The sequence below is a fragment of the Pseudomonas morbosilactucae genome (assembly GCF_023241665.1).
Classification (GTDB): Bacteria; Pseudomonadota; Gammaproteobacteria; order Pseudomonadales; family Pseudomonadaceae; genus Aquipseudomonas; species Aquipseudomonas morbosilactucae.
On record NZ_JALQCX010000039.1, the window covers coordinates 113,131 to 125,193 of the forward strand.

Annotated in this window: 11 protein-coding genes; 5 read left to right on the forward strand and 6 right to left on the reverse strand. The window is 62.4% G+C overall.

Annotated elements, in window-relative coordinates:
- Positions 1-127: 127 nt before the first annotated feature.
- The gene (locus M1B35_RS21200) at positions 128-898 is read left to right on the forward strand and encodes a ParA family protein (RefSeq protein ID WP_123329415.1); all 771 of its coding nucleotides are present in this window, start codon (positions 128-130) and stop codon (positions 896-898) included.
- 10 nt (positions 899-908) lie between these two features.
- Here M1B35_RS21200 and trxC read toward each other — a convergent pair whose 3' ends face one another.
- Positions 909-1,343, reverse strand: coding sequence for a thioredoxin TrxC (gene trxC / locus M1B35_RS21205; protein WP_123329907.1), 435 nt, complete (start codon positions 1,341-1,343; stop codon positions 909-911).
- Positions 1,344-1,434: 91 nt separating this feature from the next.
- The gene (locus M1B35_RS21210) at positions 1,435-1,788 is read right to left on the reverse strand and encodes a DUF7716 domain-containing protein (protein ID WP_268262966.1); all 354 of its coding nucleotides are present in this window, start codon (positions 1,786-1,788) and stop codon (positions 1,435-1,437) included.
- Positions 1,789-1,999: 211 nt separating this feature from the next.
- Between M1B35_RS21210 and M1B35_RS21215 the strand changes: the two genes are divergently transcribed.
- Together M1B35_RS21215 and M1B35_RS21220 are read left to right on the forward strand one after the other, a co-directional pair.
- Entirely contained in the window at positions 2,000-2,296 is a 297-nt protein-coding gene (locus tag M1B35_RS21215) for a type II toxin-antitoxin system HigB family toxin (RefSeq protein ID WP_268262967.1), read from the forward strand.
- The gene (locus M1B35_RS21220; protein WP_268262968.1) at positions 2,293-2,694 is read left to right on the forward strand and encodes a helix-turn-helix domain-containing protein; all 402 of its coding nucleotides are present in this window, start codon (positions 2,293-2,295) and stop codon (positions 2,692-2,694) included. The genes M1B35_RS21215 and M1B35_RS21220 overlap by 4 nt, the downstream gene beginning before the upstream one ends.
- A 10-nt stretch (positions 2,695-2,704) precedes the next feature.
- Here the strand turns inward: M1B35_RS21220 and selO are convergent, their stop codons facing one another.
- From selO to M1B35_RS21235, 3 genes are all read right to left on the reverse strand, one after another.
- Positions 2,705-4,168 carry a protein adenylyltransferase SelO gene (gene selO, locus M1B35_RS21225; protein ID WP_268262969.1) on the reverse strand — a complete coding sequence of 488 codons (1,464 nt, stop codon included), beginning with the start codon at positions 4,166-4,168 and terminating at the stop codon, positions 2,705-2,707.
- Between the two features lie 49 nt (positions 4,169-4,217).
- On the reverse strand, positions 4,218-7,571 hold the full coding sequence (gene mscK, locus M1B35_RS21230; protein WP_268262970.1) for a mechanosensitive channel MscK: 3,354 nt from the start codon (positions 7,569-7,571) through the stop codon (positions 4,218-4,220).
- Between the two features lie 66 nt (positions 7,572-7,637).
- The gene (locus M1B35_RS21235; protein WP_123329427.1) at positions 7,638-9,380 is read right to left on the reverse strand and encodes a potassium/proton antiporter; all 1,743 of its coding nucleotides are present in this window, start codon (positions 9,378-9,380) and stop codon (positions 7,638-7,640) included.
- Positions 9,381-9,787: 407 nt separating this feature from the next.
- On the opposite strand from M1B35_RS21235, the gene M1B35_RS21240 reads away from it, so the two are divergent.
- Positions 9,788-10,018 (forward strand): hypothetical protein, encoded by a 231-nt coding sequence (locus tag M1B35_RS21240; protein ID WP_123329429.1) that lies wholly within the window; start codon positions 9,788-9,790, stop codon positions 10,016-10,018.
- Positions 10,015-10,317 (forward strand): cell division protein ZapA, encoded by a 303-nt coding sequence (locus M1B35_RS21245; protein WP_123329430.1) that lies wholly within the window; start codon positions 10,015-10,017, stop codon positions 10,315-10,317. Before M1B35_RS21240 ends, M1B35_RS21245 begins: the two co-directional genes overlap by 4 nt.
- A 127-nt stretch (positions 10,318-10,444) precedes the next feature.
- Here M1B35_RS21245 and M1B35_RS21250 read toward each other — a convergent pair.
- Positions 10,445-12,063 (reverse strand): acyl-CoA dehydrogenase family protein (locus M1B35_RS21250; protein WP_268262971.1); only part of this gene is annotated, 1,619 nt, incomplete at its 5' end.

Genomic DNA, 12,063 nt, shown 5'->3' on the forward strand with positions numbered 1-12,063 from the left:
CCAGCGCTATTGCGTCGCCGATGCCCCATGGCTTGAGCCTTGGCGGCAAAGTCCGTTGCCTGCGAGGTAGCGAAGGAAGGAGCAGGGCAACTACACTCGGGCATCTTTGATACACGGAGGTTTTGTCATGCGGCGTGTGGTGTTCAATCAGAAAGGTGGCGTGGGTAAATCCAGCATCGCCTGCAATCTGGCGGCGGTCAGCGCCAGCGAGGGCTATCGCACCTTGTTGGTGGACCTCGATGCCCAGGCCAACTCCACCCAGTACCTCACTGGCCTGACCGGCGAGGACATTCCCATGGGGATCGCCGACTTCTTCAAGCAGACCCTGTCGTCCGGGCCGTTCTCGAAGAAGAATAAGGTGGATATCTACGAAACCCCCTTCGACAATTTGCATGTGATCACGGCGACGGCAGAGCTGGCGGACCTGCAGCCCAAGCTTGAGGCGAAACACAAGATCAACAAGCTGCGCAAATTGCTGGACGAGTTGGCCGAGGATTACGACCGGATCTACCTCGACACCCCGCCGGCGCTGAATTTTTATGCGGTGTCGGCGTTGATTGCTGCCGATCGAGTGTTGATTCCTTTCGACTGCGACAGCTTCTCCCGCCAGGCCCTGTATGGCCTGCTGGCAGAAATCGAAGAGTTGAAGGAAGACCACAACGAAGACCTGCAAGTCGAAGGCATCGTGGTCAATCAGTTCCAGGCGCGGGCCAGCCTACCGCAGCAGATGCTCGATGAGCTGATCAGTGAAGGGTTGCCGGTGCTGCCGGTGTACCTGGCCAGTTCGGTGCGCATGCGTGAATCCCACCAGGCCAACCTGCCGCTGATCCATCTCGACCCCCGGCACAAGCTGACCCAGCAGTTCGTCGACCTGCACAACCTGCTGGAAAACGCCTGACGCGGCGTCCTCAGATGCCCTGGCTGCGCAGCCAGCTCAGCAATTGCGGCAACGGGAAGGCCCCGCTCTGGCGAGCGACCTCCCGACCGTTCTTGAACAGAATCAGGCTGGGTATGGAGCGAATGCCCAACTGGGCCGAGAGCTGCGGGTTGGCCTCGCTGTCGAGCTTGGCCAGGCGGCACTTGCCGGCCAGTTGCGCCGCCGCCTGTTCGAACACGGGAGCAAAGGATTTGCACGGCCCGCACCAGTCTGCCCAAACGTCCACCAGCAATGGCAGGTCGCCCTTGATCTGGCTGGCGTAATCACCCTGTTTCAATTCGAAAGGCTTGCCCAGCAGGACCTCGGCTTTGCAACGCCCGCACTTTGGCTGATCGCCCAGGCGTTCTCCGGGAATGCGGTTGAGGCCGTTGCAATGGGGGCAGGGGATCAGCAGTGGGTCGGTCATGCTCAGGGCTCCGAAGCGTGCGGTAGAGGTGCAGTAGATGATGGCAGCGGCCGCCAATATCAAGTAGCGGCAGGTTCGTCCGTGGCGCGGTTCAGTGGCTGGCGGGCCGCTCGAAACTCATGAAGCAATCGTGCTCGGCGTAGTAATCAATGGCGGCCAGCAACTCTTCATTGCTCGCCGTGGGCTTGTGCAGCAGGGCGCTCATGATCACGTCTTCCAGCAAGGCGTCGCTGAAGCAGAACTCCAGGCCCTGTTGGAGCACGTAATCCGGGTAGATTTCCTGGTCGTCGTCATCGATCAGCGGGAACGACTCGATCACGCAAGGGCTGTCCAAGCGGATGGCGGCATCGCCCGGCGCTATGTAGACGCAAAACTCCAGGGTCTTGTGCTGGGGGCGCAAGAGGTCGATCAACTGGTTGAAACTGAGGTGCTGCCGGTAATGCATGAACAATCTCCAGGATGGTGCCCGGTGTCGCGGCAGCCTGCGGCGGTCATAACGCCTCACATATTCCGTGGGCCTGGGTGCCGCTGTCTATCTAGGCTTCCAAGTCGGGTTTTCAAATAGCTGAAACCGCCCGTCTGATCCGCCCTATAGCACCTTGCTATGGGGTTGTGACGGGGCTAGGTTTCATAGCGATATGCGATAGGGAGATTGCATGCACATCATCATCGTAAAGCGCATCAGGGAGGCCAAGGAGCGATGGCCGCAAGCGGCTCGGGCCCTGGATGTCTGGTATCGCCAGGCCAAAGGCGCCAGGCCCGAGGGTTTCGCCGATATGAGGGCCTTGTTTCCGGCGGTTGATAAGGTCGGGCGCTTCCATGTCTTCGACATTGGTGGCAATAAACTGAGATTGATCGCCCTGGTGCGTTATGGGGTTCAGCGCCTCTATATCAGGCATGTGCTGGACCACCAGGAATACGACAAGGGGCGTTGGAAGGAGGAATCGGGATGAGTGTTCTGGTCAAGCAGGCGGCAGAGCATTGGCAGTTTGTAGCACCACTGCTGCGCAAGCCCCGGAGTGAGGCTGACTACGACGGATTGGTGCTGGCCCTGGATGAGTTGCTGGACATCATCGGGGAGGACGAGGCACACCCACTGACATCACTGGTGGACATCATCGGCGACTGGATCGAGGCCTACGACGAGGAGCACCACCCGATGCCAAAGGTCAGTGGCGTGGAGATGTTGCGTTGCTTGATGCGTGAGCACGGCCTGACTCAAGGTGACCTGCCCGGTGTCGGCGCGCAATCGGTGGTCTCGGAAGTGCTGAGCGGCAAGCGCCAGCTCAACCTGCGGCAGATCCGCTGGTTGGCCGGGCGCTTCAAGGTGTCGATGGAGGTTTTTACCTGAGGCCCGAGGCTCAGGACGAGCAACTGATTTCCAGGTGCTTGCCCCACTCGGGCGGGCGCTGGGCGTAGGCGGCCATGCCCGGTTGCTCTTCGAAGGGGCGGCTCAGGACCTGATGCAAACGGCGCACTTCGCTGTAGTCGCCGGCCTGCGCGGCATCGATGGCGTTTTGCGCCAAATAGTTGCGCAGGATGTACAGCGGGTTGACCTGGTGCATGCGCGTGCGGCGTTCTTCCTCGCCTTGCGCCGGGTCCCGGGCGACCCGTGCCAGGTAGCGCTCGGCCCAGGCGTCAAAGCCCTTGAGGTCGACAAAGTCATCCCGCAGGCGCGTCACCGCCAGCTCCGCAGGTTCATCCCCCAGGCGGCGGAAGAACAGGCTGTAGTCGACGCTGCTGCCCTGCATCAATGCCAGCAGGTTCTCCACCAGCGCCTGGTCATCGTCTTCGGCGTTGGTCAGCCCCAGGCGACGGCGCATCAGGTCCAGGTAATGGGCCTGGTACAGCGGCAGGAACAGGCCGAGGCATTCACGCAGTGCGTCGACGCTGATGAACGGCGTCAGGGCCTGGGCCAGGGCACTGAGGTTCCACTGGCCGACGGGCACCTGGTTGCTGAAGGAATAGCGGCCCTGGTCATCGGAATGGTTGCAGATGAAGTGAGCGTCGAAATCATCGAGGAAGGCAAAGGGCCCGAAGTCGAAGGTGATGCCCAGGATCGACATGTTGTCGGTGTTCATCACCCCGTGGCAGAAACCGTAGGCCTGCCATTTGGCGATGAGTTCGGCATTGCGCTCGACAATCTCGCGGAACATCGCCAGGTGGGGCTCGGGTTGTTCCAGGCAATGGGGGAAGTGCAGGGCCAGGACGTGTTCGGCCAGTTGCTTCTGCTGCTCGGTTTTTTTCGTGTAGTAGAAATACTCGAAATGGCCGAAGCGTACATGGCTCGGTGCCATGCGCAGCACCATGGCCGCCCGCTCCTGTTTCTCGCGCCACACCGGCGTGTCCGAACCGATCACACACAGTGCCCGGCTGCTGGGGATGCCCAGGGCATGCAGGGCTTCGGAGGCGAGGAACTCACGGATCGACGAGCGCAACACCGCCCGGCCGTCGCCCATGCGCGAGTAGGGAGTTTGCCCGGCGCCTTTGAGGTGCAGGTCCCAGTGTTCGCCGGCGCTGTTGTACACCTCGCCCAGCAGCAAGCCGCGACCGTCGCCCAGTTGTGGGTTGTAGGAGCCGAACTGATGGCCGGAATAGATCATCGCCCGTGGCTCGGCCTCGGCCCAGAGCTTGTGCCCGCCGAACAGCTCGGCGAACACCGGCTCCTCGGCCAGCGCCGGGTTCAGGTCCAGCAGCGCCATGGCCGCCGGGCTGACCGCCACCAGGCGTGGGTTGTCGATGGGCTCGGGCAGCACGTGGGTTGAGAAGGCATCGCCCAGGCGGGCGAAGCGATTGTCGAAGGTCAGTTCGTCGAGGGCTTTCAACGGCCGTCTCCCAGCAAAATGTCCGAGCATTCTGCTGGGGATCGGCGCCTTAGTCGAGTTTGCTCGGTGGCGGTTCCTGCAGCGGCTTGCCTTCGGGCACCGGGACGATGGTTTTGGTTTCCGGGTCGATCGGCACCATCTTGTACTCCTGGCCGTGGAGGTTCTTCAGGTAGACCTCCATCTGCCGGAACGAGATGTTGATGTGCTGGTTCTTGAATTCGCGGTTGATGAAGCGGTTGACCTCATCGATCACCGGGTTGCGGTCCCCGAGGTCGCGCACATGCATGCGCAGCTCGTGGTCCAGGGTGCTTTCACCGAAGTTCAGGAAGTACACGTGGGGCGCCGGGTCCTTGAGCACCCGCGGGTTGTCCTGGGCAGCCTTGAGCAGCAATTCCTTGACCAGGTCCAGGTCCGAGCCGTAGTCGACGCCGAGCTTGAGGGTCACCCGAGTAATGGTGTCGGTCAGCGACCAGTTGATCAGTTGCCCGGTGATGAAGGTCTTGTTCGGGACGATGATGTCCTTGCGGTCGAAGTCGGTGATGGTGGTGGCGCGGATGCGGATCTTGCTCACCGTGCCCGACAGGTTGCCGATGGTGATGGTGTCGCCGATGCGCACCGGTCGCTCGAACAGAATCATGATCCCGGAGATGAAGTTGGCGAAGATCTCCTGCATGCCGAAACCCAGGCCCACCGACAGCGCCGCCACCAGCCATTGCAGCTTGTCCCAGCTGACCCCGAGGGTGGACAGGGTGGAGACGAAGCCGATCCCGGCAATGGCATAGGACAGCAGGGTGGTGGTGGCGTAGGCGCTGCCCTGGGCCAGGTTCAGCTTGGACAGCACCAGCACTTCCAGCAGCCCCGGCAGGTTGCGCGCCAGGGCGAAGGTAATGCCGATGATGATCAGCGCGCCGAGCATGTCGCCGATGCTGATAGGCACCATGCTCATGTTGGCGCCGGTGCCGCTGGTGTATTCGTAGAGGGTGATGTTGTCCAGGTAGGAGAACACCGTGATCAGGTCCGACCACACCCAGTACAGCGCCGCCATGAAGCCGCCCAGCAGGGCCAGGCGAATCAGGCGCAGGGATTGTTCGTTGACCTTCTCGATGTCCAGGGTCGGTTCTTCGATCACCGCTTCGCCGCTTTCCCCGGCCTCTTTGGCCGCTTGCCGCTTGCTCAGGGCGCGCTGGTAGGCCAGGCGTCGTGCCGCCACGCCCAGGCCGCGGACGAAGGTGGCTTCGATCACCAGCCAGAACATCAGCAGGTAAAGGGTGTTGATCAGGCGATCGCTGAGCTTCAGCGCGGTGTAGTAGTAGCCGAAGCAGACCGCGATGAACAACGCGATGGGCAGCGCGGTGAACAGCACCCCCACCGATTTGCGAAACAGCGAGGCGTTCTGGTGCGTCGGGCTGCTGAGCAACAGGCGGCTGAGGAGCCAGGCCATCAGGGCGTAGCAGGTCAGCACCACGGCGATGCCCAGCACGTCTTCGGCCAGGGCCGCCGGTTGATGCTCGGCAACGGCCACCACGGCCACCAGTGCCAGCACCACCAGGCCCAGGCGCCGGATCCAGCCCTGGAGGAATTCGACCTGGGGCTTTTCCCAGCGGAAGTGCAATTCGGCCACGCCGCCCGGGGCGAGGATCCGGTACGCGGTGTAGAACACCAGCCAGGCCTGGGATATCTGCAGCAGCGCCGCCCCGAGGTTGGCGTTCTGCCCCCGGGCGTCGATCTGCAAGGCGTAGCCGCACAGCGCCAGGGCCAGGCTGACCGGCATGGCGAGGAGGATATTGACCAGGATCGCCAGGGGTGTGTGCCACTGGCTGTCGCGCTTGAAGTGGCCGATGTCCTGGTGAACCTTGTTCAACTTGCCGTACAGGTAGCGGCGTTTCCACAGCAGGGCGCCGATCAGCAGCAACAGCGGTAGAAACAGCAGCGGCCGTTGCGCCAAGCCGTCGGCCAGCTCGCTCAGGCTCGACGCCCAGGGCAGGGTGGTGACTTGGCGCTCCAGGCGCAGCGGCACGCCTTCCAGCCATTCCACATCCAGAGGCTTGTTGCTGGGGATCCAGAACATCTGCTCATCGAGGGTCGCCCGCAGGTTTTGCGAGGTGCTCAGCAGTTGCTTCTGGTTCAGTTGCAGGGTGATGGATTCATTGAGCAGTGCGCTCAACTCGCGGTTCAGCCGTTCCAGCAAGTCGGCGCGGGTCAGCGCCAGGTCCAGCAGGGTCTTGCGCAACTGCGGGGTGACTTGCTCGGAAGGCTGGCTGGCCAGCAGGTTGTCGACGTAGGTGCTGGGGCTGCTGATCAGCTCGCGCTGTTGATTGACTTCGAACTGGTACAGGCGGATGTCGGCGATCTGGTCGGCCAGGTCGCGGTCCAGGCGCAGGCGCGGCAGGGACTGTTTCTGCTTATAGAGGATCTTCGACAGCAGCAGGCTGCCCTTGAGCACGCTGATCTGCTCGTCCAGGGCGGCGTCGCTCTGGGTCACGCTGTCCAGTTGCTGCTTGGTCTGCAGGTTCTGCTGGGTCAGTTCGTTGAGGCGGTCGGTGCTCTTGAGCAGGTAGTCGGAGAGCTTGAGGTTGGCCGCGCTCTCGGTGGCCAGCAGGCTGCTGCTGCCGGCTTTTTGTGCCTCGATGGACTGCTGGGTCACGGTTTCCTGGGACTGGGCCAGGCGCTTCTGGTTGATCAGGGTCTGCAGGTCCTGGATCTCTTGCTCCAGGCGCGCGGTCTTCTCCATCAGCAGGTCGTGCTGGCTGTTGCCCAGGTCCTGCAACTGGCTGTTGCCGGCCAGTTCCTGGCGGCGCAGAGGAATCAGTGCGTTCAAGGCCGCCAGCTCGGCATTGAGCTGGTTGCGCTGGTCGTTGCTGAGCAGCTTGCCGTTGTCGCGACCGGATTTGAGGGTGGCGTTGATTTGCAGGATGCGCGACTGGCTGTTGCTGATTTCCGCCTGGGCGCGCTCGGGGCGGGTCTGGGCGGTGATGGTCAGGCTGTTGGCATCGGCCAGGGCTTTTTGCAGGTCGCCCTGCAAGGTGCTGCGCTCGGTCAGTAGCTGTTCCAGCTGCGACACCGGCAATGCGGCGTAGCGTTGGGCCACGGGCAGCACTTTAGTGGCCTTGAGGCGCACCAGCTCACGCTGGTTCTCCGTCGTCTGGCGCGGCGCGTTGTTCAGCTGTTGCTTGAGGTCGTTCAGCCGCTGCTCGTAATCCTGTTTGTTGCTCAGGTGGGTCAGGGTGGTTTGCAGCACCGTCTGCAGGGCTTTCTGATCGGCCTCCGGCAGTTTGCGATCGGCGATCTTGTCCAGGCTTTGCTGGACCGACTCGGCGCTGGGGGGATCGGCGGCCAGTGCGGTGCCGACGGAAAGACTCAGGCCCAGCAGGGCAACGGCGAAAAAAGTGCGCAGGGTTGGCATAGAGACCGGTCAAGCAAGTTGAAAAGGGGGGAAGTGTGCCGGACATCTGCCGGCACGCCACCGAGTTTAGAGGAAGAGACCGGGGCCCGGGCGACTTCCTTCGGGGAATCTGACGCCCACTTTGCTGATCTTGTTCCCGTCCATCACCGCGACCGTCCAGATGGTGTTGTTCCACTCCACCTGGTCACCCACCACCGGCGCGCCACCGACTTTCTGGGTGATGAAGCGGCTCAACGGCATGTCCGCATCGACGCCTTCCAGTTGCAATCCGTAGAGGGCCGAAACCGCGCCCAGCTGGGCGTCGCCTTCGAGCACGAAGTCGCCGAAGAAGCGCAGGTCCAGGCCCCGTTGCGGTGCCTGGCTGAAGAGTTTGCCCAAGGCCGGAAGGTTGTGTTCGTGGCCGATCACGCACAGCAGGTCATCGGCCTCAAGCACCGTACTACCCGACGGATGGAGCAGTTGCTGGCCACGGAACAGGGCAGCGATCCGCGTGCCCTCGGGCATTTTCAGCTCGCGCAGGGCAGCACCGATGCACCACTTCTCCGCACCGAGGCGGTAGACGAACAGCTCCCACTCGCTGGTGACATGAACTTCCAGGGCGGCCCGGGAAATCGGCGCCGGCTCGGGTGGCACTGTGACCTTCAGCCACTTGGCGACCCACGGCAGGCTGGTGCCTTGGACCAAGAGCGAGATCAACACGATAAAGAACGCCAGGTTGAAGTACAGCTGGGCCTCCGGCAGCCCGGCCATCAACGGGAACACCGCAAGAATGATCGGCACCGCGCCGCGCAGGCCGACCCAGGAGATAAAGACTTTTTCCCGGCCGTGGAAGGCCTTGAACGGCAGCAAGCCGACCATCACCGACAGCGGCCGGGCGAACAGGATCATCCACAGCGCCAGGCCCAGGGCCGGCAAGGCGATGGGCAGCAGGTCGTGGGGCGTGACCAGCAGCCCCAGCACCAGGAACATACCGATCTGAGCCAGCCAGGCCATGCCGTCGAGCATGTGCAGGATGCCGTGGCGGCTGCGCACCGGGCGGTTGCCGATCACCAGGCCGCACAGGTACACGGCGAGGAAGCCGCTGCCGTGCAGGGCGTTGGTCAGGGCGAACACCAACAGGCCGCCGGCGATCACCAGGATCGGGTACAGGCCGTTGGCCAGGTTGATGCGATTGACCAACTGCAGCATCAACCAGCCGCCACCCAGGCCGACCACGCCGCCAATGCCGAACTCACGCACCAGGTGCCCCAGCAGGCTCCAGTGCAGGCCGGTCTGGCCGCTGGCGAGCATGTCGATCAGGGTCACGGTGAGAAACACCGCCATGGGGTCGTTACTGCCGGACTCGATTTCCAGGGTGGCGGTGACCCGTTCGTTCAGGCCCTTGCCCCCCAGCAGGGAAAACACCGCCGCCGCGTCCGTGGAACCGACAATGGCGCCGATCAGCAAGCCCTGGATCGGGTTGAGGTCGAACAGCCAGGCGGCAGCCATGCCCGTCAGGCCGGTGGTGATCAGCACCCCCACCGTTGCCAGGGACAACGCCGGCCACAGGGCCACGCGGAAACTGGCCACCCGGGTGCGCAGTCCGCCGTCGAGCAGGATCACCGCCAGCGCCAGGTTGCCGACCAGGTAGGCCGTTGGGTAGTTGTTGAAAATAATGCCGCCGCCATCGACCCCGGCAGCCATGCCCACGGCCAGGATAATCACCAGGATGGGGATGCCCAGGCGAGAGGACAGTGAACTCACCAGAATGCTTGCACCTACCAGCAACGCGCCGATCAAGAACAGGCTGTTGATGGTCGTCGCATTCAAAGGCAGTACTCCAGGGGGGGTTAAGGCGGGCACAAACTGACCATGCAGTCTGCGTGCCAGCGATTCTAACCTGTTGAAATACGATGATGTCAAAAAGCTTTTTAACTCTTTACTCATCCTTTTCTAGCCAGCCCATGCAGTGCAGGGATGGCGCATTGCTGGGTGGTTGGGTTCGGCCTGCCCGGTCTGTGGATTGGCCAAATCATTTTGGCTCGGACGGGCGTGTATTCAGAAAAATCTGACGGGGCGACGAGGTGTCAGGAACCAGATGGGGCATCGGCAGTCTTTAAAACTCGCAGACAAGGTTGCCCACCAGGTAAATCAAGGCCTTGCGCCCTGATAAGCCTGGTATCGACGGTGACTTTTCTTTATCGTACGCGCCCTTTGAAAATGCTCGGAAAATCAAAATGTTGGAAGCATCCCTAAGCCAATTGGAACAACTGGTCAGCGACCTGGTGCAACAGAACCAGGCGCTGCTCGGCACGAATGAAACCCTGAAAGCCGAACTGGCGCAGGCCAAGGATGAAAACGAAAGCCTGCAACTGAACCTGATGGAGCAGGAAGAGAAACAAGGCGCCACGGCTGCCCGCATCCAGGCCCTGGTTGAGCGCGTCAGCGCCGGTCCTGTCAGCGCATGAGGCACAGCACCGAAGGGGTAAAGGTCGTCTCGATTCTCGGGGAGGACTATTCGATCAAGGCCCCGGCCGGGGAAGAGCAGACCCTGCTGGACGCTGCACTTATGTTGAAAGCCGCATTGGCCGACACCAAGAAGAAATACCCGACGCTGATCGGTGACCGATTGTTGGTGCTGGCGGCGATGAATTTGTGCTCGCAGCAAATCGATATGCAAAAGCGCCATAAGCAAGAACTCAACCGTTACCAAGAGCAAGTCAGCGCCACGGTTGAAGTGATCGCCAAGACCATCAACCCGGCATGACCGGGGTTGGCGCAGGGCACTAGCGCAGGTTGCCAGGGAATGGCGCTCTGCGCGGGTGTGCTGTGACGGGGGAGGTTGTCGCCGGCGAAGCCACCTTCTCTTGCGCCGGGGTCGCTATGTTGCTCGGTCAGAACCACTCATCTTGCATGGCCAGGCAGGTATCGTCCCGCGCCTGCAAAATCGTCAGTTCATGGTGGCAGCCCGGGATTTCCCAGGTCAGGAAGTAGCGCGCCGCCTGCAGCTTGCCTCGGTAAAACGCAGCATCGGCCGCATTGCCCCTGGCCAGCCCCTCTTCGGCGCGAATCGCCTGTTCCAGCCAGCGCCAGCCGACCACTGTGTGCCCGAATACCTTCAGATACAGCGCCGAGTTGGCCAGGCTGCTGTTGACCTTGCCTTGCCCGAGGTCGGTCAGCAGGCCCAGGGTCACGCTTTGCAAGTGGCTCACCAGGGTCTCCAGGGGTTGGCGCAGCGCAGTCAGCGACTCATAAGCCTGTGCCCGTTCGCTGCTGTCGGCGATCAGCCGGAGCAATCGCTTCAAGCCCGCCCCATTGTTTTGCGCCAGCTTGCGCCCCAGCAGGTCCAGGGACTGAATGCCGTGGGTGCCTTCGTGGATCGGGTTCAGGCGGTTGTCGCGGTAGTACTGCTCCACCGGGTATTCCCGGGTGTAGCCGTGACCGCCGAGGATCTGGATCGCCAGTTCGTTGGCCTTGAGGCAGAACTCCGAAGGCCAGGATTTGACGATCGGCGTCAGCAGGTCCAGCAGCTCGTGGGCCTGCTGGCGTTCGGTGTCACTGGACAGGGTGGTGGTGTCGTCGAACAGCCGTGCGGCATACAGGCCCAGGTCAAAGGCGCCTTCGACGTAGGCCTTCTGGGTCAACAGCATGCGCTTGACGTCGGCGTGCTGGATGATCGACACCGGGGCGGTGTTTGGGTCCTTGCTGTCGGGCAGCCGCCCTTGCGGGCGTTCGCGGGCGTACTCCAGGGAGTACAAATAGCCGGCGTAACCCAGCATCACCGCGCCCATGCCGACGCCGATCCGCGCCTCGTTCATCATCTGGAACATGTAGCTCAGGCCCTGATGGGGTTTACCCACCAGATAGCCGACGCACTGCCCGTTGTCGCCGAAGTTCAAAGCGGTGGAGGTGGTGCCGCGCCAGCCCATCTTGTGGAACAGCCCGGCCAATATCACGTCATTGCGTGGGCCCAGGCTGCCGTCATCGTTGACCAGGAACTTGGGCACGATAAACAGCGAGATGCCCTTCACCCCGGCCGGTGCGTCCGGCAGTTTGGCCAGGACCATGTGCACGATGTTTTCCGACAGCGGGTGATCGCCACCGGAGATAAAGATCTTGTTGCCCTTGAGGCGGTAACTGCCGTCCGCCGCGGGTTCGGCGCGGGTGCGGATGTCCGAGAGCGAGGAGCCGGCGTGGGGCTCGGTCAGGGCCATGGTGCCGAAGAAACGGCCATCAATCATCGGCTGCAGGAAGCGCTGCTTCTGCTCGTCGGTGCCGAAGCTTTCAATCAGGTTGGCCGCGCCCATGGTCAGGAACGGATAGGAAGTGGACGCCGCGTTGGCCGATTGAAAGTGGGCGAAGCAGGCCTGTGACAGCAGGGTGGGCAGTTGCATGCCGCCGTCTTCGAAGCGTCGGGCGGCGTTGAGAAAACCCGCCTCCAGGAACGCATCGACTGCCGGTTTCACTTCCGGAATCAGAATCGCCTGGCCGTCTTCATAACGGGGTTCGTTTT